Annotated in this window: 18 protein-coding genes; 6 read left to right on the forward strand and 12 right to left on the reverse strand. The window is 72.1% G+C overall.

The features are described 5' to 3' along the window. Positions 1–137: 137 nt before the first annotated feature. A complete protein-coding gene (locus ACN27J_RS17980) occupies positions 138–689 on the reverse strand; it encodes a hypothetical protein (protein WP_421367595.1) in 552 nt (183 codons plus the stop codon). Between the two features lie 293 nt (positions 690–982). Between ACN27J_RS17980 and ACN27J_RS17985 the strand changes: the two genes are divergently transcribed. The 6 genes from ACN27J_RS17985 to ACN27J_RS18010 all read left to right on the forward strand — a co-directional run bounded on the left by ACN27J_RS17985 (position 983) and on the right by ACN27J_RS18010 (position 12,013). Beyond that, positions 983–1,504: an RNA polymerase sigma factor gene (locus ACN27J_RS17985; protein WP_421367597.1), complete on the forward strand. Its 522-nt coding sequence runs from the start codon at positions 983–985 to the stop codon at positions 1,502–1,504. Further along, positions 1,501–2,451 (forward strand): hypothetical protein, encoded by a 951-nt coding sequence (locus tag ACN27J_RS17990; protein WP_421367599.1) that lies wholly within the window; start codon positions 1,501–1,503, stop codon positions 2,449–2,451. The genes ACN27J_RS17985 and ACN27J_RS17990 overlap by 4 nt, the downstream gene beginning before the upstream one ends. 1,329 nt (positions 2,452–3,780) lie before the next feature. Next, positions 3,781–5,547: an Hsp70 family protein gene (locus ACN27J_RS17995; protein WP_421367600.1), complete on the forward strand. Its 1,767-nt coding sequence runs from the start codon at positions 3,781–3,783 to the stop codon at positions 5,545–5,547. Between the two features lie 62 nt (positions 5,548–5,609). Then, entirely contained in the window at positions 5,610–7,622 is a 2,013-nt protein-coding gene (locus ACN27J_RS18000) for an AfsR/SARP family transcriptional regulator (RefSeq protein WP_421367603.1), read from the forward strand. Between the two features lie 273 nt (positions 7,623–7,895). Then, complete coding sequence (locus tag ACN27J_RS18005) at positions 7,896–10,586, forward strand: BTAD domain-containing putative transcriptional regulator (protein ID WP_421367606.1); 2,691 nt, start codon at positions 7,896–7,898, stop codon at positions 10,584–10,586. Next, positions 10,583–12,013, forward strand: coding sequence for a hypothetical protein (locus ACN27J_RS18010; RefSeq protein ID WP_421367608.1), 1,431 nt, complete (start codon positions 10,583–10,585; stop codon positions 12,011–12,013). Before ACN27J_RS18005 ends, ACN27J_RS18010 begins: the two co-directional genes overlap by 4 nt. Positions 12,014–12,447: 434 nt before the next feature. Here the strand turns inward: ACN27J_RS18010 and ACN27J_RS18015 are convergent, their stop codons facing one another. The 11 genes from ACN27J_RS18015 to ACN27J_RS18065 all read right to left on the reverse strand — a co-directional run bounded on the left by ACN27J_RS18015 (position 12,448) and on the right by ACN27J_RS18065 (position 21,536). Beyond that, positions 12,448–14,241 (reverse strand): hypothetical protein, encoded by a 1,794-nt coding sequence (locus tag ACN27J_RS18015; RefSeq protein WP_421367610.1) that lies wholly within the window; start codon positions 14,239–14,241, stop codon positions 12,448–12,450. 21 nt (positions 14,242–14,262) lie between these two features. Continuing rightward, complete coding sequence (locus ACN27J_RS18020) at positions 14,263–15,531, reverse strand: AAA family ATPase (protein WP_421367612.1); 1,269 nt, start codon at positions 15,529–15,531, stop codon at positions 14,263–14,265. 360 nt (positions 15,532–15,891) lie between these two features. Next, positions 15,892–16,167, reverse strand: coding sequence for a hypothetical protein (locus ACN27J_RS18025; protein ID WP_421367614.1), 276 nt, complete (start codon positions 16,165–16,167; stop codon positions 15,892–15,894). Between the two features lie 137 nt (positions 16,168–16,304). Further along, the gene (locus ACN27J_RS18030) at positions 16,305–16,955 is read right to left on the reverse strand and encodes a hypothetical protein (protein ID WP_421367615.1); all 651 of its coding nucleotides are present in this window, start codon (positions 16,953–16,955) and stop codon (positions 16,305–16,307) included. A 192-nt stretch (positions 16,956–17,147) separates the two neighbouring features. Further along, a complete protein-coding gene (locus ACN27J_RS18035) occupies positions 17,148–17,720 on the reverse strand; it encodes a hypothetical protein (protein WP_421367617.1) in 573 nt (190 codons plus the stop codon). 84 nt (positions 17,721–17,804) lie between these two features. After that, positions 17,805–18,155: a hypothetical protein gene (locus ACN27J_RS18040; protein WP_421367620.1), complete on the reverse strand. Its 351-nt coding sequence runs from the start codon at positions 18,153–18,155 to the stop codon at positions 17,805–17,807. A gap of 4 nt (positions 18,156–18,159) precedes the next feature. Further along, positions 18,160–18,615, reverse strand: a complete 456-nt coding sequence (locus ACN27J_RS18045; RefSeq protein WP_421367622.1) for a DUF4262 domain-containing protein — start codon at positions 18,613–18,615, stop codon at positions 18,160–18,162. A gap of 17 nt (positions 18,616–18,632) precedes the next feature. Continuing rightward, positions 18,633–19,661, reverse strand: a complete 1,029-nt coding sequence (locus tag ACN27J_RS18050) for a hypothetical protein (RefSeq protein ID WP_421367625.1) — start codon at positions 19,659–19,661, stop codon at positions 18,633–18,635. 63 nt (positions 19,662–19,724) lie between these two features. Beyond that, entirely contained in the window at positions 19,725–20,069 is a 345-nt protein-coding gene (locus ACN27J_RS18055; RefSeq protein ID WP_421367628.1) for a hypothetical protein, read from the reverse strand. Positions 20,070–20,215: 146 nt separating this feature from the next. Further along, complete coding sequence (locus ACN27J_RS18060) at positions 20,216–20,740, reverse strand: hypothetical protein (protein WP_421367631.1); 525 nt, start codon at positions 20,738–20,740, stop codon at positions 20,216–20,218. Positions 20,741–20,939: 199 nt separating this feature from the next. Further along, on the reverse strand, positions 20,940–21,536 hold the full coding sequence (locus tag ACN27J_RS18065; protein ID WP_421367632.1) for a hypothetical protein: 597 nt from the start codon (positions 21,534–21,536) through the stop codon (positions 20,940–20,942). Positions 21,537–21,586: the final 50 nt, after the last annotated feature.

Raw genomic sequence — 21,586 nt, forward strand, 5'->3', positions numbered from 1 at the left:
AAACTGTCACCCACCCGACAACATGAAGGGTATTCTGTTTTGACCCCAACCTGGCGATACGGCTAAACCCGCATTACCAACAAAATACGTCAATCAGACGTCCTCTCAGGACACGGAGAGTCGCCGTAGCGTTGTGATCAGCGGTGGCGGCCGAGTGCGGCGAATGCAGCTGCCATCAGTAGGTCCTGGCATACCTGGTCGGGGTCCTGCGTGCCGTCGACAGGGACGGCGCCGAGGCGCCGCCAGGTCGCGACGAATGCCTGGTAGCTGGCCATCGCGGTGGCCAGTGAGTCGTTGGCCCGGCAGACGCCGCTCTGTTCGACGTCGGTCAACCGTCTCCGCATCGTGGTCTGGTCGATTTCCAGCAGTAGGCAGGCGTCGAACCGGTTTCTGAGCTCGGAGGCGTTGGTGGCCTTGCCACACAGCCACAGTGTCTGTACGCCGTCGTGGCGGGCGGTGGAGATGACGTCGTCGAGTCGGTCCGGGTTCCACGTTCGCTGAAGTGGCGGCGGCGAGGAGCTGTTGTTTCGGCGGCCGGGCTGCGTGTCCAGGGGGCCGGCGGGGTGTGGCCAGGAGCAAGTGCTGTTGTCGTCGTCCAGGCTGATGCTGGTGTGGCCCCAGTCGGACAGCTTGTGCGCGACGGTCGACTTGCCGGCTGCCGGCACGCCGGTCACCAGGAGCACCAACACGGATCCACTTTCGCATGCCCGGTCGATCTGCGGTGTACCTCGGCCACCCCGGCGTCGCTGCCGGTAACGCTCTGGACACGAATCGGGGTACTTGTCGTCTTCGGGTGGTGCGTGGCCGCTCTTTCTTGCCGGGGAGTTCAGGGCTGACGGAAGTGGTTTCGAGAAGGAGGAGTGCAGGTGCGCCACGTGTTGCTGGGGGCGGCAGATCCTGGGTGGACCGCGGTGTCGGTGTCGCGCTGCGGTATGCGATCCGGTGCCTCGACCGGTGTTGCCGGTGAGCGGCGGTTCGCCGGATGAGTCTCTCGCGTGAGGTGGATGAGCAGTTCACAGCGTTTTTCCGGCGGTGGCGGGATCCGTTGCGGCGGGCGGTGGTGGCGTGGACGGGGGATCGGTTTCTCGCTGATGACGTGGTGCAGGAGGTCATGTTGGTGGTGCGTCGCTACTGGGGCCGTTACGAACGTCCGGAGGTGCTGATGTACCGGTTGGCACGTCAGCAGCTGACTCGCGAGGGTGCCCGGGTGGAGTCGTTGGAGGCGTGCCGTGGCGAGGTGGAGCGGATCCCGGCTGGCGAGGGCGGTCGGGATCTGGCCGTGCACGTGGATGTGCTGCGGGCGGTGCGGATGTTGCCGCCGCGTCAGCGGGAAGTGATCGTGTTGACGCAGGTGTGTGATCTTGACGTCGGGGCTGTCGCCGAGATCCTCGGTGTCGGTGAGTCGACGGTCAAGACTCACCGGTCGCGGGGTCTGCGCAGGCTGCAGGAGTTGTTGTCGGGACGGCTGACCGTCGTTGACCGGGCGGGAGGTGGGTTGGCGTGAGCATCGGTGATGTGGTGCGGCAGGCGGTGGACGCGGTGGACGCGCGACGGCCGGTCGGTGATGTGGAGGACGAGGCGGCCGCGTTGTTGGACCGGTATCGCCAGCGTGCCGCCGACCCGAGGGAACGGTTGTTCATGGAGTTGCAGGCGGCGGACGCCGAGCTGGGCGTGGCCGCGTACCTGTTGGGGGTTCATCTGCAGGTTCATGATCATCCGGATGCGTTGCGGTGGTTGCGGTTGGCGGCGGAGCGGGATGTGGCGGACGCTGCGGCACGGCTGGCCTTGTTGTATGAGCTGCGCTCGGTGGTGGAGGCGAACTGCGGCCGCGGCGAGGGCGGGGCGGATCTGGACGCCGCGCGGCGGTGGGCGACGGTGGCCGCGTCGGCGGGGTATCCGGGCCAGGGCGATCGGCTGGATGATCCGTTGGCGCCGGTGTGCTGTGCGCGGGTCGAGTCGGCCGCGGCGGTCCGGGAGGCTGAGCAGATCCGCGTTGAGGCCGCGCGGGAGCGGGACCGGATGGCGCGTCAGGCGCGGGCGGATGTCCAGTTGGTGGTGGACGCCGCTCGGGCTGAGGTCGGTGAGCTGGCGCGACGGTACGCCGAACTTGAGGTGCGGTTGCTGCAGCTGAGACGGGTGGTCTACGACCTGGCGGCGATCACGCCGGCGCGGCCGCGTGGTCTCGCGTGGAGCCGAAGGCATCGGGCGGCGCGGCGGGTAGCCGCTGCACGTTCGAGTGACGATTTTTGGGAGTCGCTGCTGGATGAGGTCCGGGAGCGCGCCGTGACGGCGGGCTGTGAGCACCTGCTGCGTCCGTTGGTGGCTCGGATCATGATGATGGTCGACGAACCGTCGACATCGGCGGGGTCGCGCTCCGGTCCGGAACGCCAGCGAGTGTCGGCGAGGGGCAACCGGAGGAAACGGGTGGTGTTGCGTCCGCGGACAGGTTGAGGATCTCCCGCGCCGATGCCCATTTGTGAATGCTGATCGCATTTGAATCGCCAGCCAAAGTGTTTGCATCCTATCGGCGTGTCTCGATCAGATATCTCGCTATGCGAATCTTCCTCGTCTTGCCTAATGCAACTTGCAGCCAGCAAGGGAAGTCGCAGGTCAGCGACGATCGCTGTTGGCCTGGCCTGGATGCGGTGTGTTTCTCGATGGTGAGGCGGGGTCAGGGTGGCCCGAAATGGCCTCGGAAATCACAGAAGGCGATGGTCCTTCGTGGTTTGATCCTGGCGGCCGAACATGTGGCCGTGTAGTGCGGGACGGCATCCGTTGCAGCGGATGCCGTCCCTGTGCCTTCCCCCGGTTGTGTAGAGAGGAAAGGGAACCGTGAAGTTAGCAAGTAGGTGGCCAAGATCCAAGGCGCGTGGCAAGGCCCGCCGTGGGCGGGGTGTCAACTTGGGTGACGTGGCTGCGGTCCTTGGCGGCGTGGCAGCGGTGATCTCCGCGGTCGCCACAGCCCTGGCCGTGTTCCGCCAGTAGCCCAGCGGGGCGTCCGGGTGTGGAGCCGGTGCTCGGTCGGCTCCACACCCCGGACGCCGAGGTCGCCCACGTCCGGTTTGGTCAAGGTGGCCGAGGCACGCCGCCTCGGTAATGGCTAAGCTGAACCCGCGACGGAAGAGGTCGATGGCTCCTGGCGGGGCTGCCCACGGGTGGCTGAACTCGGTCGAGGGTGTCGCTCGCCGTCGTCGGTTGTGTTTGGCGCCCTCATGGTGCCGGCGAAGGTCGTCCGCCTCCCGGACGCGGTCGATCCCTTCGGCGACTGCGACCGGCGTTCGCACGGCAGGCGGATGGCAACTCGCCCGCAGCGTCGCGGCACGGCGGTCTGGCTGTGGTGACGGTCAGGGCGACGGTGTGGGTGTAGCGAGCAGGTAGGCCGGCCCTACCGCCCCGAGGAGTACGGCGGGCAGCTGGCGGGGCCGAGCAGGGCGGCGAGGGGACGTCTCCCATTCCCGTGGTGCCTGCGGCGACGGTGAGGATGAGGGTCCGGGGCCGAGTCCACCACCGGCGGTGAGCGTGGTGATCAGCGGCTCGGGTCGGCGGACGATCGCGACGCGTGCCGGCCTTCTGGGGACTGGTCAAGAGCGGTCAGCACGCGGCTCGGTGTTTCCGCTCCAGGACCTGACGGACGTGGTGAGAGGTCAACGCGTGGAGTGACGTGAGTAAGTGATTCATGTTTGACTGGCTGGTATGCCTGCGGGAACGCGCCTGAGTATCGATGTTGGTCGGGCTGGTGTGGTGGCGGTGGTTTCGGGTCCGGAGGGTGGTTGGACGCCGGTGCTGTTTGATGGCGGGCCGGTGTTGTCGGGTGTGGCGGTGGCTGAGGACGGGTCGTTGGTGACGGGGCGGGAGGCGTGGCGGGTCGCGTCGGCGTTTCCTGACCGGTTGGTGGCGGCACCGGTCGCCGGTGGCGGACCGGTGACGGTGGGTGAGGCGACGGTGGAGTCGGTTGATGTGATGGCTGCGTTGTTGCGGCGGGTGTCTGATGAGGCGGGTCGGGTGGTGGGTGGGTCGGTGGGTGAGGTGTGTTTGGTGGTGCCGGCGGGGTGGGGGCCTCGGCGGCGGTTGTGGATGCGTCAGGCGGCGCATCGGGCGGGGTTGGGTCAGCCGTCGTTGGTGGAGGCTCCGGTCGCGGTCGCGCAGCGTGTGGTGTCCGGGGGTACGCAGGTGCCGGTGGGTGCGTTCGTGGTGGTGTGTGACGTGGGTGCGGGGGCGGAGGTGTCGGTGCTGCGGCGGGGTTCGGCGGGGTTCGAGGTGTTGGCGACGTTGGCGGATCCGGACGCGGGTGGTGACGCGCTGGACGGTGGGCTGGTTGACGCGTTGCTGGGCAGTGTCGACGGTGGCGTTTCCGTTGGGGCGGGGGGCGGGTGGTCGGTGCGGGTGGGTGTGCGGGCGGCGAAGGAGTCGTTGTCGTGGCTTCTGGCGGTGACGGTGCCGTTGCCGTCCGGGGGCGGGGTGGTGCTGGATGGGGTGTTGTTGGAGCGGGTGGCGGGGCCGGTGGCGGAGCGGGTGGGTCGGTTGACAGCGGAGGCGGTCGCGGCGGCTGATTTGCTGCCGGGTGATGTGGCGGGCGTGTTCTGTGTGGGTGGTACGTCGTTGATGGCGGTGGTGCCGCGGGTGGTGGGTGAGGCGGTGTCGGTGCCGGCGGTGGTGGTGGAGGATCCGGTGACGGCGGCGGTGCGGGGAGCGGCGGGTGTCGCCGGGTCGGGTGCGTCGCCGGTGGTGGAGGTGCCGGAGGTTCCGTCGGTGCGGCGGGTGGTGGGGATGGCGGTGCCGGGGTTCGTGTCGTTGGGGCTGGTGACCCAGTGTTTGTCGACGGTGGACTGGGCGGGTCCGTTGTTCAGCGCGTCGGTGTTGTTGAACTGGGGTGAGTTGGCGTTGGCGGCGGTGTTGGTGGTGGTGGCGGGGTTGAACGCGGGCACGGTGTTCGGTGCGTTGGCGGCGGCGCGGGGGCCGGCGGGCGGGCGGGTCGGGTCGGTGGGTGGGCAGGTCGGTACGGGGATTCTCGCGGGGTTGTCGTTGGGTGTGGCGGTGGCGGGGTTGTACGCGATCGTGGGGAGTTTGTACCTGGAGGTGGGGGTGGGGCCGTTCCTGCGGTGGACGTTGCTGCCGGTGGCTCCGGTGGCGGTGTGCGCGGTGGCGGCGGCGGTGGTGGCGGCGAGGGGGTGGCGGACGCCGGTGGGTGGGTGGGCGGATTTCCTGGCGTTTCCGAACGGTGCGGCGGTGACGGCGGGGGCGGGTATGTGGTTGGTGCAGTACTCGATGTCGGCGGGCCGGTCGCCGGGCATGGCGGTGTGGATCGATCTGGCGGGTCGGGTGGGTGGCGGGTTGCTGGGCGCGGCGGTGGTGGTGGCGGTGGTGGGTCCGGTCGTGTTGCGGCTGGTGCTGGTGGCGCCGGTGGCGGTGATCGGCGCCGCGATCGTGAGTTGGCGGGCGACGGGCATTCTCGGGGCCGTGTTCGCGGTGGCGGTGGCGGTGTGGTGGCTGCGTCGGTTGTGGACGCGGATCGTGCGGGCTTCGCCGGCGGGGGTGGCGGCCGGGTGAGCGGGGTCGTGCCGGCGCCGGCCCGGGTGGGGTGATCGGTGGTGGGGTGGGCGCGGCGGGTCGTGTCCGTGGTGGTGGTCGGGGTGCTGGTGGTGGCGCCCGCGCTGTGGTTGGCGCGGTTGACGAGGTGGTCGTGGTCTGGTTGGCCGGACAGGGAGGGGTTGGCGCGGTGGGCGGCGGATCCGCTGACGTCGGGGACGGTCGCGGCGGCGGCGGTGGTCGGGGGATGGCTGTTGTGGTTGCTGGTCGTCGCGGTGGTGCTGCTGCGGGTGCTGGTCCGGGTGCGGGCGGTCGCCGGGTGGGTGCGGCGGATGCGGTTGCCGACGCCGTGGCAGGCGACGGCCACCGGGCTGGCGGGGGTCGCGGTTCTCGGCGCGAACACCGGGCCGGTTCCGGGTGGGGTGACGGATCAGCCGTCGGCGGTGCCGGCCGGGGTCGGCGGGTCCGGTGAGGTGCCGCGGCGGGGGTCGGCTGATCAGCGGGTGGGGGTGACGGTTCCGGGTGGTTGGCTGCCGCGGGGCACGGCGGAGCAGGTGGCGGCGGCGGGGGTGTTGCTGTGGCTGCGGCGTCGCCGGTCGTACCGGCCGGTCGTGCCCGGCCAGCGGCGAAGCGACGATGATCTGGTGCCGTTGCCGGCGGTGGTCGCGGCGGCCCGGACCGGGGTCGCCGCCGATGGTGGTGCGGCGGGCGGCGGGGCCGGCCCGGCGGCGGAGGGGTGGGAGGTCGACGGGCCGGCCGGTGTGGTGTTTCCCGCCGGTGGGGTGGGGCTGACCGGGCCGGGCGCGGGTGACGCGGCCCGTGGCGTGCTGGTCACGGCGGCGGTGCGGTCGCTGCGTGATCCCGCCGCGGTGGTGAGGGTCGTCACGACCCGGGCCGATTTGGAGGTGTTCCTCGGTGCGGGTGCCGCGGCGCCGGCGGTGGCGGGCGTCCAGGTGGCGTCCACGGTCGCCGACGCGGTCGCTGTCGCGTCGCGGGCCGCCGGCCAGGCGCCGGCCGGCGGGAATGTGGGCGGCGGCGACCGGGTGGTGCTGCTCACCTGCGGACCTGTCGATGACCGTCTCGTGGGGGCGGTGGCCGGTGGTGTCGCCGTGGTCGTGGTGGGCCGGGCTCGGACCGGCGGCGTCTGGGAGGTGGACGCGTCGGGGCGGGTGCGGGGTTCGCGGGGTCCTGCTGTCCGGGGCCGGATGTGTGTGCTGGACGTGGCGGCGGCCCGGGACGTCCTCGCGGTGGTCAGCCCACCCGGTACTGCCGGCGGCGGCGCCCTGGCCGTGTTCGCGCCGGGGCCGGCGCCGCCGGCGCCCGGTGCCGGGGACCGGCCGGTAGACCCTGGTCCGGACGGCGGCGGCCCGCCAGCGGACCGGGACGGCGGTGGCCGGTCGGGGGTGGCGGCGCTGCGGCTGCGGCTTCTCGGCGGCGTGGGCTTGTCCGTCCGGGACACGCCGGTGGCGGTGCGTCGTAGCGCCGCGCTGCAGGTCCTCGTGTTCCTCGCGGTCCATTCCGGCGGTGGCACGGTCCGGGAGCTGGTCGAGGCGATCTGGCCCGGGGTGCCGGCCCACCGGGTCACCGGCCGCCTCTACACCACCGTCAGTGACCTGCGGAAAGCGATCCGGGAGGCCACAGGTGGGTCCGAGGACGGCGGTGTGAGCGTGGTGGAACACGTCGACGACCGGTACCGGCTCCACCCGGACATAGACGTGGACCTGTGGCGGCTGCGTCGGGCGGTGCGGCAGGCGACGACGGCGGTGACCGGCCGACCGGCGGCGTGGCAGGCGGTGATCGACCTGTACGGCGGGTGCCTCGCCGACGGGTACACCTGGCCGTGGCTCGACACACCGAGGGAGACCGTCCGCCGGGACGTGATCGACGCCCACGTCGCGCTGGCCGACACGCAGACCGACCCGCGTCAGGCGGTGACGCTGCTCGAGGCCGCGATCCGCGTCGACCCCTACAACGAACACCTGCACCGGCGGGCGGCGCACATGTTGACAGCGCTCGGCGACGGCGACACCGCCCGCGCCCTGCTCCGCGCCTTCCAGGACCGGCTGGCCGGAGCGGGCCTCGACCCCGCGACCTGACCACCCCAGGGCCGGCACCCCCGGCCCGCCCGCCCGGGTTGCCGACGAAAGATCGACCCCTGCCGCCGTCCCGGGGACCGGCGGCGCGGCGGTGGTGTGAGCTGGCGTTGTGAGCCGGTGTGAGGTCGTGTGAGGTGCTGTCAGACGCGTGGCCACGTCTTCGGGCCGGTCACGGCCATACCGTCGACGGCATCCCCCGTTGACCGCCCTTAATTCGGTTGCCGCCGCCGCCGACGCCGTGGGCGGTCCCGCGCCCCGTGAACAGGAGCCGCCGTGCCGTGTCGTCCCCGTGCCGTGGTCCGGGTCACCGCCGTGGCCGCCGCCGTCGCCGTGCTGCCCGCCGTCCTGGTCCACCTCGGCGGCACGACGACCGCTCCGGTGTCCATGGCGGCGGTGCGGGCGTGGATCCACCAGCCCCTCACCCCGGGGTTCCTCGCCGCGCTCGGGCTGGCCGGCGCATGGCTGGTGTGGGCGGTGATCGCCACCGCCGTCGCGGCCCGGCTGTGCGCCGCCGCCACCGGGTTGGCCCGGTGGCTGCCACCCCTGCGTCTACCCCGCCCGTTGCAAGGCCTGACCGCCGCGGTCCTCGGCGCCTCCGCCGTCACCGCCACCACCGCCGGGGCCGCCCACGCCACCACCCCGGCATCCACCACCGCCACACCCCCGCAACCCGTCGCAGGCACCATCCGCACGGCCGACCCGCCCACCACCACCGACGCCGACGACGGACCTCGGCCCACTCACACGGTCAGACGCGGCGACTCCCTGTCCGCGATCGCAGACCGGCGCCTCGGTGACCACGACCGCTGGACCGACATCTACGACCTCAACCGGGGCACCCGGTTCCCCACCGGCGGCACGCTCACCGACCCGGACCTCATCCACCCCGGCTGGATCCTCGACCTACCCACCACCGTGGCCACACCGCCCGACGACAACCGGCCCCCGCCACCGCCAGCGGTGGATACCCCGCCGACACCCGAACCACCGACACCCACGGCCACACCCGAGACCGGCCCCACCGCCGACACCCCCCGGCCGGACGCCCCAGCCGACAGCACCTGCGACACCACCGACACCGACACCGGGCGGCGGCCCGTCGGGGTGGCACTACCCGACGGAAGCTGGGTCGAGGCCGGACTCGCCGTGGCCCTCGCCGCGACGGCGACGGCCGTATGGGCGCGCCGACGCCGCCACCGCCGGCACGGTGAGGACCCGGCGGCTCTCCCCCGGATGATCCACCAGATCCGCCGCAGCCTGCACCGTACGGCCGGCCCCGGCACCACCACCCACGGAGCCGGCGACACCCGGGACCAGACCATCCCCCACCCGGACCCGGACCTCCCCGACCTCCCCGACCGCCCCGACCGCCCCGACCGCCCCGACCGCCCCGACGCCGGCGACCGTACCGGCACCGTCACCGCCCTCGACCCGACGGCCCCGGTGGGCGGGCTGGGTTTGACCGGACCCGGCGCGCGGGCCGCCGCCCGCGGCATGCTCACCGCGGCCCTCACCACCGGGCCCACCCACGTGGTCATGCCGTCCACGACCGCCGCGGCCCTGCTCGGCGACCCCGGGGCCCTTCCCGACACGCCGCGCCTCACCCTCACCGCCAACCTCGACGCCGCCCTGCGGATCCTCGAGACCCAGCTGATGTCCCGCAGCCGGCTGCTCGACCAGCACGACACCGACACCGTCGCCGACCTGCGACGCTGCGGCCACCCCAGCCCGCCGCCCCTACTGCTGATCGCCGACGACACCGCCGACGCGACGGCCCGGACCGCCGCGGTCCTCGCCCAGGGCCACCGCCTGGACATCCACGGCGTCGTGCTGACCCCGTGGCCCGACGGCCGCACCCTCACCGTCGACACCGACGGCACCACCACCAGCGACGACGACGTCATCGGCGGTGGTGGTGGCCGGCTGACCGTCCTCACCACCGCCGACACCATCGACCTGATCCGCACGCTCACCGGGACACCCACCGATCCGCAACCACCGCCCGCGGACCCCTCCCACGAGGGCGGCGCGCCGGACCCGAGCCCAGGCCCCGCGCCGGCTGACGCCACGACCGCCGACACCCACACCCCCGCACACCCCGGGCCCGCGGACGCCGGGCCGGAGGACGCCGCCGACGACCGCCCGGACACCGGCCCACGACCGGAAGGACACGGCGACGCCCGACCGGAACCATCCGGCGGCGGACACGTCAGCGTGCGGCTGCTCGGCGACGCCCGCATCGTCGACATGGACACCACCACACCGCTGCGCGCGAAATCGCTCGAACTGCTCGTCTACCTCGCCGTCCACGACGGCGACGCCACCCAGGACGCGATCCTCGACGACCTGCTCCCCGACGCCCCCCGGTCCAGAGCACCCCACCGCCTCCACACCTACGTGTCCACCCTGCGGAAGACCCTCGCCCGCACCGGCGGGCCCGCCGACCACCTCACCCACGCGGCCAGCCGCTACACCCTGAACCGGCACATCCTCGACGTCGACCTGTGGCGGCTGCGCGACGCCCTGCGCGACGCCGACCAGGCCACCGACCCCGGCGAACGGCTCACCGCGCTCCGGACCGCCGTCGCCGCCTACCGCGGCGCGCTCGCCGACGGCCACGACTACGAATGGATCGAGGCACACCGTGAAGGCGTCCGCCGCCGCGCCCTCGACGCGCACCTCGCCCTCGCCACCGCGACCCCCGACCCGGCCGAGGCCCTCACCGTCCTCGACGCCGCGATCCGCCACGACCCCTACTCCGAACCGCTCTACCAGCAGGCGATGCGCGTCCACGCCGCCCTGGGCCACCCCGACCAGATCCGCACCCTGCGCCGGACCCTGACCCGCCGCCTCGCCGAGATCGACGCCGCCCCCGACGACACCACCACCGCCCTCGCCGACCAGCTCACCACCGACCTCCGCCGCCGCCCCGCCGCACCCGACCCGCGCGGAGGACACCGATGACCCGCCCGGCGACACCCTCCACCTCCGCCGGTCGCCACGAACCCCCACCCCACCAGCCCACCCCGGCCGGTGTCCGCCCCCGACCCGCCGCCACCCCGGGATCCGGGCACCCCCACGGCGCCACCACCACCGCGACCGGCCAGCACCCGACGTCGACCCGCGCCACCCGCCGTGACGCCACCGACCGCGACCTCGCCGCCGCCGTCCGGCGCACCACCCACCTGCGCCTGGCCTTCTACGTCATGGTCCTGCTCGTCGCCCTCGTCGGGCAGGTCACCGGAGCCGTCGACACACTCGACATCCCGGCCCTCGTCGCGGTCCCCGCCGTCGCCGCGCTCGAACTCGGCGGCGTCGTGGTGATGGCCAACGCCGACGTCCGCCGCCGACTCGGCGAACGGGCGATCGGCCCCCGACTGCTGTCAGCCATCATCGCCGCCGCCGCCGTCACCTTCAACTGGACCGTCCACCCCGACCACCTCGCCGCAGGCTTCTACGCCGGCATGTCCGCCCTCGGCTACCTCGTCTGGCTCATGCACGCCGGGAACCAGCGCCGCGACCGGCTCCGCGCCACCGGCGACCTGCCACCCACCCCACCCGCCTACGAACTGATCAACCACTGGGCACGCCACCCCGCCGTCACCGCCCGGGCACACACCCTCGCCAAAGCCCACGGCCTCGACCTGTACGAGTCCCTGGACGCCGCCCGCGCCGCGATCACCCGCGAACGCCGCGACGCCGCCATCGCCACCGTGCTGCACCGCAAGATCCGCGCCGCCGTCGACATCACCACCGCCGACATCGCCGTCCGCGTGTACGACCTCAACGAAATCGCCGCACGCCTCACCGCCACCGCCGACTACACCGGACTGACCGCCCTCATCGCCGCCGACCTCACACCAGAACGGATCATCACGACCCACCGCCCCAACCGCCGTCCCTGGACCAAACGGAAACACACCGCCGGCGGGCAACGCACCTCCGACGCCACACCACCCGCCGCCGCACACGACCGTCGGCGCGGGGCGGAACCACGCAAAGCCCCCAACCCCGGACCGCTCTCGGTCGGCAACCACGACGCGAAACCCCAGGTCACGGCGGTAACAGACGAGAAGAGCGCCCCGAACCGGGCAGGCCGGAGCACCCACGACATCCACGGCGACAACCACCGCCACGACGAACCGGACACCGCCAGCGGCGACACCCACCAGGAGCCGGGCCCGCCCCGGACGACAGCCGAGGCGGTCGCCTACTGGCTGGACAGAGAACCTGACCTCGCCCCGGAACTGCTCGCCGAGAAGATCGGCAGATCGCTGCGATCCGTCTACCGGTACCTCCCGCACGACTACCCCCGCCGACCCGGAGTCCCACGCGACCGGACAAGCCAGCACCCGAACCGGACGGGACAGCAGGCCCGGACAACCGAGTGACGAGCACCGCTGACAGCACGGACGGCGCCAGCCTTCCTTTGTCTGCCTCATCGACGCCTCCGTTGTAGGCGTTCACATTGCGTCGACCGTCCTGCACGGGGTCGGCGTACGGCTCGAGTGCAGAGAGCCGGGTACGCCACCGAGTACACGGCAGCTATCGACATCTACGAGTGCGGCTGTGGTTCGCGGCCGAGCTTGCTCTGCAACGAGCAACTACAATCAGTCCTGTCGATCGACCCGGCAGCGTCCGGATCTGCCGCGATCCGGTGCACCGAACCGACTCTCTTAGTAACCCAGCGTAATAAACGGATGGGGGCCACTGCGTCCGCGGCCGCCGACGGAGCCGAAGCGGCAGGTAACCGGGCGTACGGGTTCCCGTACATGGCTCTGCACGGGAACCCGTACACCAACAGGTGCCGGCCCTGGGCGTCGCCTCAGGTGTCGCGTAGTGCGGTGGCGGCGGCGCGGGCGATGAGCCTGCCGGCGTCGCCGGGGTTGCCGAGGATGGTGGCGTCGGTGCCCTTGAGGGGGCGGGAGTTGGGCGGTCCGAGCCAGAGCAGGCCGCAGCCGGCGCGGACGAGACGGTCCAGACGTTTCTGGCCCTCGGTGATCTCGGCGGCGGTGAACTCGCCGTCGCTGACCACGACGAGCAGCCGCGCGCCGCCGCGGGGGTCGGCCAGGCCGAGTGTGGCGTCGAGGGCGTCCACCGCGAGGGGGAAACCCTGCGTGTTGCCCTCCTTGCCGAACAGGCGGACTCTGTCGGGTGGCTGGCCCGGGCGGGTCACGGCGGTGACGTACTGGCCGAAGGTGACGGTGGCGCTTGTGCCGCCGGCCCAGGCGGTGGCCTGGGCGGTGATCCACGCCGCTGAGGCGATCGGCCCGGCGAACGTCTCCACCGACGGGGAGACGTCGGCGACGATCCCGACGTGGATCGGCGGCTGCGGTACCCGGCGGCGTTCGGTACGCCGCCACGGCTGCGAGGTGGGGATCTGGCCGGCGGCGCGTTGCGCGTCGGCGGCGAGCGCGGCGCGGGTGACGAGCCGGCCGGGCGGGGTCACCGAGGTGGTGACCGCGTCGGTCGGTTCCCGGTAGGCGGCCTCCCGCAGGGCGCGGGCGAGCTGCCGCGCGGCGGCACGCTCGTCGTCGCCGGGCTCCCGGGTCCGATGCCTCGGAGGTTGCGTGCGGACCAGCGGGTTCCCGTTGGTGCTCGCGCCGCCCCCGCCGCCGGTGCCTCCGTCTCCGTCGAAGACCGCGCCGGCCGCGTCCTGGGACCGTTTCTGCTGGTCGGCCTCTGCCTTGCGTTGCTGGGCCCGCTGTTGGGCGCGGGCGGCGGCAGCGGCGGCGGCCTGGGCGGCTTCGGCGTCGTGGACGGCCACGGCACCGGCGACGGAGGCGGCCGCGTTGCGCAGCACGCCTCCGCCCGCGGGGCTGCCTCCGGCGCCCTGCCCGGCGCCGCCGTGCCGGTTGCCTGGACCGGCCTGCCCCGTTCCGGGCGGCGGGGTGTCGGGGTCGACGCCGAGTGCGTCGCACCAGCGTCGGCCGAGGGCGAGCATGGCGTCGGTGTCGTCGTCGGGCACCTGGTGCGCGTCGCGCCAGATCCCGGTGAGGGTCTTGAGCAGGGTCGGGCGCAGGATCCGGACGACCGCGCGACGGAGCTGTTCGGCCTCGTCGGGGTCGATGACCCCGGCGTCGACCCTGGCGAGGACGAGCGCGGCGCTGGCGGCGGCGGCCCATGGGTCGTCGGTGGTCGGGATGTCGTCGAGCAGGATTCTGGTGACCGCGGCGCGGAGCCAGCGGCGGTCGCCGGGCCTGCGGCGCAGTTGGGCGGTCTCGATGCGGGACTCCTCCAGCAGCGCGGCGGCCTCGGCCACCCGGGCGGGTCCGGTGCCGAACTCCCAGCGGGTGTGGTGGGAGTGTGCGGCTTCGTGGACCAGGAGCCCCCAGGCGACGGGGTACTTTTCCCGGGCGTCGGGGTCGTGCGGGTCGACCGTGCGGGGGTCGATGCCGAGGTATGTGCCGTCGATTTCGACGGTGGCGCGTTCACGGATGAAGCAGGCTGGTGCGCCGTGACCGGCGCCGGGTTCGATGACGACGAGGAGGTCCTCGCGGCCGGCGATCGGGGGGATGTGCGCGCTGAGCGCGGCCGACATGCGCAGCCAGGCGTGGTCGGCCGGTAGTGGGGTGGACGCGGCGTCCGGGTCCGGGTTGAGGTGTTTCGACAACGACATGGGTGTGCCTCCGTTGCGGGGTTACAGCTGGTTGCCGAGGGCGAGGGGCAGGATCTTGGCGCGGGCGAAGGCTTGGCAGACGGTCTTGTGGACCACTTCGCGGTCCTCGACCGGGGCGAGGCCGATGAGGTTGGCCATGGCGGTGTCGACCCCGAGGACGTCGGTGATCCGTTTGAAGGCGAGCAGTTCGCGCAGCTGCGGGGCCCAGCCGATCTCGCCGCTGTCGTACTGGGTGGCGAGGTTGCGGGCGGCGCGGACCATCCGGGAGTCGACGCCGAGCGCGGCGGCCAGGTCGTAGTCGCTGGAGACCTTGACCTGGGTGGAGAACCGGCTGGAGAGGGCTTCGGTCAGCACGGCGCCGTGGACGCCGGGGTTGTGGCCGGCGACGACGTAGAAGCCGGGGGCGGCGGTGACGACCCGGCCGGCGGCGGCCTTGAGGATGATCTGCCTGCGGCCGTCCATGGCCGGGTAGACCACGGCGAGGACCTTCGGCTGGATCAGGGTGGCGTCGTCGATGAACAGCACCCCGCCGGCTTCCATCGCCCGTGGCAGCGGGCCGGGCACGAACTCGTAGCCGCCGCTGTCGGTGGGCACGTAGTCCCCGACGATGTCGCCGACCGTGGTGTCGCCGTCGCCGGGCACCGTGTGCAGGTCGGTGCTGAACGCGGCCTCGATCAGCGAGGTCTTGCCGGTGCCGGGCGGCCCGTAGAGCAGCACGGGGACGTCGGCGTCGCGGAGGTCTCGCAGCACGTCGACGTCGGGGCGCTTGGCCAGCAGCCGTGGGTAGTACAGCTGCCCGTTCGGGCGCCGCACCGGTCCTGTGGTCGGCTTCTTCGGCGCGGGCGCCGCCGGTGTCGCCGGTCGCGCGGTTGCGGCCGCCGGCTGTGTGGGGTGGGTGGATGCCGCCGGGCGTGGGGCTGGGGCGGCCGGCGGGGCCGGGGACGCGGGTCGAGCGGCGGTGCTTTGCGGTGCGGGCGGTATCAGCGTCGGGTTCGCCCGGTGCTGCGTGAGCCCGGCCGAGGTGATGCGGTACTGCTTGGGCGAGCTTGGCAGGAGTTCGGCGTGGCCGCGCTCGACGAGCCGGTCGCACGCCTGACCGATCGCGCCAGAGGACCGTCCGGCGAGGACCCCGGCGATGTCGCCGACGTCCAGGGCGACGCCGGCGCTGGCTAGGACCGCGAGGACCTGGTTCTGCAGCTCGCCGGCGCGTAGCCTCGGCAGCCCGCTGACCGCGTTGATCCCGGCCGCGCCGGCAGGTGTGGCGGGCGTACCCGCTGTCGGTGTGGTCATCGCCGGTCCCCTGACGCCGTCGATTGGTGCGGCGCAGACACGACTACCGTTGCCGCTCCCGGTGATCAAGTCGCGGTCGGGGCTGTGGTGCGCTGGTGTGGGTGCAGAGTCCATCCGTTACTCCTCCTGGGAAATGGACAGGAGGTGGCCACGCCTCCGGCGTGGCCACCTCCCGGTCGGGAATGGGGTTGGTGCCGCGCCGAACCGCCGTCAAAGGGCGGGGCGGACAACCGGTGGCGGTGCCGAAAGCGGGCGTCGGTCAGCTACGGATGACGCCGCAGGAACGGGTGGGGCTGGTGCCGCTCGCCGGAGTGTCCGGACGTCGAGCGGAGTCGGGATCAGTTGGTGTGGGTGCGCCGGTCACGGCTTTTGCGCGGGCTGCCACACCCAGCGGTTGCCGGTGCCGTTGAGGCCGTCACGCGTGCCTCGCGATACGATCTGACCACGCTCGTCGATGACCTCGACGCGCCAGAACACCGACAGGGTGCGGTACTCGCGCTGCACGTGGCGTTGCACTGCGGTGAGGTCAGGGAACAGGGTCCCTGTACCGGCGGGTACCTCGCTGATGGGGTGAACGCTCGGGTTTCCCTCCAGATACCGATGCCCTCGGACGGATACAGCGAGGATTCTGAGCATCTCGCCTCCTTTCTGGGGTAGAGGAATTGCTTTCAGGGCTCGGCTCGTGCCGTGGCCGTGCCGGCCCCGCGGTACGGGCCGCGCCCAGGCGGGCCAGTACGGCCCGGGGCGCGCCGGGTCGGGTGGCGGGCCGGGTTCTACTCCGGCCACTCCTCCCACGTCCACGTACCGGTGCCAACGGCGAACATGTCGTCGTCGTCTGGGTGGATGACCTCCTGGACGCCCTCGTCGTGGAACAGGAGCACGTTGCCGTCCTCGAGTAGCTGTCCGGCGAGGGAGTCGGGGTGCTGCCCGCTGCGGCGCCAGTCCTCGTCCAGGTCGGCCATCAGCCGGGCGACGATGTCACGGGTGAAGCGGGGCCGGGCCCAGCCGTTCCAGCCCGCCTGCCAGATCTGGCAGGGGTAGGGCCCGCCGTGGGCGCCGGCGATGCGGACCACGCCGGGACGCCAGGGCGACGCGACTGCGGCGCGACTGCCGCCTGGGGTGAGCAGCCGCGCGGCACCGGTGCTGACCGCGGTGGACAGGAGCACGGCGACGGCCCGGTAGGCGCGCTCGATCGCGGTAGCAGCGTCCGCGGCGATGCCGTGCACGTAGTCCGGGTCCTGGCTGATGGTGTAGCGCAGGTCGGGGTCGTTGATGGTGCTGGCATGTTCGATCAGGATCGCGCACAGCCGGGCGGCCTGTGTGTCGGTCGCGGGGACGCCCGGGTCGGTGAGGAGTGAGGTTTCGTCGAGGTCGTAGCCGAACTGTGCGGCCACCCGGACGAGAGGGCTTGTCGACGGAGGCATGGATTTCTCCCAGCGAAGAGGCAGCGGCGCTCACGAAAGGCGGGCCCGCCCAGTGGTGGGTGGGATCGCCTTCGGGGCGCCGCATGCGAATGATTGGAGCTGGATTGACCCGAAAGCCTCGGCGGCGGGCTGCCGGAGTGCGCTGCCGCCTACCGGTGGGCTGGCGGCAGACCGGCGGGCCGACGGCGCGGATTAGCCACCGGAGGTGACGCGCCGGCGCCCGGCTACTGAGTCGCCGGGGGACATGGTGATGAGGCTCGGGTCGACGAGGGCGCAGAAGCTGCGGTGGACACCACGCCAGTAGCGGCCGTTGTCGCCGCCGAGCTTGACCAGCCAGACCTTGTCGCCGCTCGTCCGCAGGACGACGTAGAGCTGGCCAGCCGGCCCTGTCCACCGTGGCCCGGCGACCGTGACGACACTGCCGGCCCACAGGGTGACGGCGTTGCCTGAGGCCGGATGCGTGCCGTCCGGCTGTTCGGCAGCGGCGGTGGTCTCCGGCGCGGGCTCAAACATGTCCTTGGGTGCCCGGACAGGGTGCCCGCCGCTGACGGGAGCGGCGTCGAGGTTCACTCGGTGAACCTCGACCACGCGATACACGACGTTCTCCTCGCCAGGGCGAGCGAAAACCGGGCTGATGACGACAAGGTCATCCTTGCCGAAGGTGTGACCGGACATGGAAAATATCGCTCCTGTGTCGATTCTTGGGCACAACAAAGCCCCAGGCGCGGGGCGTGGGGCCAGGCGAATCGCGTCGCTGTCTCCCACAGCGACACCCGGGTTCGTAGTGAACGCGGCGAGGACAGCGACGGCGTCGCCGTTAGAGAGCGGGGTCGTTTCGCGCCGCGCCCGTCACACGGGCGTTTCCAGCACCCCGAGTTCGGCGAGCGGAATGACGAGCGCCCGTACTCGATCGACGGCTGCTTGTCGCTCATCGAGGAGGGTCAGGGACATGTCCGCCAGTGCGCCGGCGACGAACAGCAGGTCCTCGGGGACGCCGCCTTCGGCTTTCGCCGCGTCAAGCATGTGATTGAGGTCTTGCTGATGCTTCTGTATCAGGCCGGTGTTGAACTCGACGGTCCCGGCGGCGCTGATGAGCGCGGTCACGGCTGGGGACAGCAGATTGTTGTGCAACGCGGTCCAGTTGACCGTCGCGCCGACTTCCAGCGCCAGGTCGTTGACGGCTCCCGTGATGCCGCTCATCGGGTTATGGGCGTCCCAGCAGCGGTTGCACGTGAGCGGGGTATTCGTAGCCGTCGTCCCACGGGAACCGGGAGCGCGGGTCCGGCCACACGATCTGCTGCAGGCGCACGCGATCCTTGCCGTACCGGGCGTGGGCCGCACCGGGAAGCAGCGCGTCGGTGGCGGGTCCCTCGACGATGATCGCGTCGTAGCCGACGAGCAGGTCGGCGACGCGTTGGCCGTGGGTGAACCGCTCGGCCCGGTCGTAGACGCGTCCGGCCATGTCGTTCAGCAATGCCTGGGCGATGAGCGGGTCAAGGCCGGCGATGACCAACTCAGGGAAATCATGCTCGGTCAGGCCTACGGTGTAGGCGAACGCGGAGCCGCTCTCCCCGAGATCGGGCAGTACGGCGGTCACTGCCCAGCCGAATTCGTTGATGAGACGTTGTTGGTGTTGGAGGAACTCCTCGAGCGGTGGCATCTTGTTTCCTTTCTTGTTTAGCGGGCGAGGATGGAGACGGCGTCACCAAGAAGCAGCGGGGCGCCGTCTGGCCCCTTGATGTGTCTGTGGACCCAGATGCGATACCGCCGGCCGTCAGCGTCGGAGAGGTGACGCCAGTGGCCTTTGACAAAGAACCGGACCCGGTAGTGCCATTTCGCTTCACCGGTGTTGCGGTCGGTGACGGGTTTGCGTCGGCGCAGCATGACGACTCGGGTCAGGTGGACGACCTTGTCTCGTTGGGCGCGGCGGCGGGCGGCGCGGTCGAGCGGTGGGGCGGATACGGTGGCGAGGGGTTGGGCCTGGATGGCCCAGAACGCGTAGGCGATGGCGGCGACCGCGTTGACCCGGACGGTCGATTCGTCGATGCAGAACCGCCCGTCGGGGGCTGGTTCCCACTCGATGTCGTCATCGTCGTACGCGGTGAGGTCGCAACGGGCTTCGACCGGTCTGCCCACGGGAATCCGGGCCGATGAGGCCAGTACGTACGGGCCGAAGTCCGCCGCGAGTTGGGCGTCCTGTGTGTACTGGGCGCGGAGGCGGGCGGCGCTGGGGTCGAGCGGGTCGTTGCGGTCGGCCCAGCCGGTGATCCACCAGTCGGTGCTTCCGGTGCCGATGTTGTGCATCTTTGCCCAGGTGACGGCGCCTATCGATGCGACCTGGCCGTGTGTTCCACGGTGGTAGATCGGTTCGGGCAGGAAGAGGACGCCGCTGTCGCTGGGGGCGATGTCGTCGGGGATGAGGTCGCCGGTCAGGTCGAGTGCCTCGGCGGCGGCGGCCACGATCGCGGTCATCTCGGGGGCCAGCACGTAGGGATCGCCGAGTTGCCACGGCTGGTGGGCGAGCGTGTCGACGGCTGCGAGCACCTTCGGCGTTGTCGTCGCGACGGTCTCCTCGAACGCGGCGTCGAGGTAGGCCTTCAGGTACTGCTGGGCGAAGCGGGTACGGCTGTAGTCGACCATCCGTGACTTGAGGTGGACGGCGGCGCGGGCGTAGCCGGCCAGGGTTGTCTCTTGATAGAAGCTCAAGGCGCCTCCATGGGGTTGTCGAACCGGCGGCGGGATCGAACGGTCGCTGGTCTGTGCGGGACGTCAGGCCGCGAGGCCGAGGGCGGCCATGGGCTGCCGGCGGGGCAGCGGTACCGGCGCCGGCGGAACGGGGCGCGCGGGCCGGAACCAGCCGACGAACCGCTGCGCGACGGCAGCGACGCGGGCGCGTCCCGGCGTGAACCGGTGCGGGCGGGTCGCGGCCTGCTGCGCCCGCTGCGCGTCGCGCAGCGGCGGGCAGGGGTAGGCCTCGTGAACGCAGCGCAGGTTGGCGCAGCGGCCGGGATGGCGCGGGTGGGGCTGGTGATCGGCGGTGACCCGGATGGCCATGCGCCAGAGCATCGGGTCGGTCACGGTCTCGGGCTCGGGAGCGGGGGTGGTGGGCGGCATGAGGGCGGGTCCTTTCGGCGACCGGGATCGGGCGGGTGGTCACCACCCCCCGGGCCGTCTCGGCTCGTGGCCTGGGAGCCGTCCTCCTCGCCGTTCGGGCCGGGCGATGGTGACCGCACCGATCGACGCTCGACTCTGCGGAAAGATCAAGTCGTCCAGGGGGCGTCGGCGGGCTCCGCGTTTCCGCACGCGGCTTGCGGACCGGCCGAGGTCTCGGTGTGCCCGTGGGTGTCTCTGCGGATGAGGAAGCAGTCGGGCACGGCGGGGTCGTCGTGCCGGTAGTCGCGCAGGCGGGTGTCGTAGTGCGCGGGGCGGCCGCAGTGGGCGCAGCGCAGCGGGACCTCGCGGTCGAGGTGCCGCCCGTCGGGACCCGTGCTGGTGGTGTGGTCGTGAGCGCTGAAGGTGCAGCGGCCGTAGGTACAGAACGGGCGGCCGGGCGTTCGTAGCCGCCGGCTGACCTCGTCCGTGACGGCGTTGGCGAGGTCGAGGTCCGCCTGGCTGCTGTAGTGAGGCAGGCCGGCGGCGTCGAGGTAGCCGTTCGCGTCGAGGTAGCAGTGCAGGTCGGCGAAGCTGCCGATACCGGGTGGCACCACTCCCTCGGTGATGTCGCCATCGATCTCGGTCATGATGTGGTCGGCGTAGCGGGCCACACGTGGGTCCCCGGTGTGCATCGGATGCTGCTCCTTACTGGTTCGATGGGACGCTTCGGCGGGGCGTCGAAGCCGGTCAGACGGTGGTTCGTGGGCGGGTGTTTCACGGCGGCGCGGGCGGCGGCGCTGAGCTGGGCGTTGGGGTTCGTGCCCGCCCACCCAATGCCTGGGTGAGCGGGCCGTTCATCACCAGTGATGGGCGCACTGCGTGGCGGGCGCGCTAGACGCGTTTGGCCAGCTCGGTGAGGGCGCGCAGCCCGACGACGACGCCGCGCCGCTGGCCCCACCACGGCAGTTCGGGCCAGCTCCGCGCGGCCGACGGTTGGCCATGGCGGACCCGCGCGACGCGGTGCAGCCCCAGGTCGGTGTCGACGGCGGCGGCGATGCGGATTTCCCGGCGCAGCACCGCAGGGGCCTTAACGAGATCACCGCGCCGGTAGCCGGGGGTCACCGGTCCAGCCCAGCCCTCGAACAGCAGGCCGACACCGACGAGTGCGCGGCGGTCGCGGGCCAGCCAGTCCCGCAGCCAAACCCGGGCGTGCGGCGTGGCGAGCTGCCGGGCGAAGCGCTGGAGTACGACCGGTACGGGCAGCGACTCGCCGGGCCGGGCCGGGTCGGACGCGGTCCACAGGTCCGGGGCGGCCAGGGTCGGGTCGACCTCAAGCGCCCCAAAGCCGGAGCCGGCACCGTCGGCGAGGTCGGTGCGGTCGAACAGGCCGAACACGACCGGGGGCTGGTCCCAGCCGTACTGGTCGGCGGCTGACTCGACGCCGGTCAACACCGCAGGTATCGCGGCGCGGGTGGCAGGGTGCAGCACAGTTGTCCTCCTTGCGGGTCGGTGCGGCTCGAACCGATGGCGATCCGAGC

It is taken from the genome of Solwaraspora sp. WMMB762, assembly GCF_049179115.1.
GTDB lineage: Bacteria > Actinomycetota > Actinomycetes > Mycobacteriales > Micromonosporaceae > Micromonospora_E.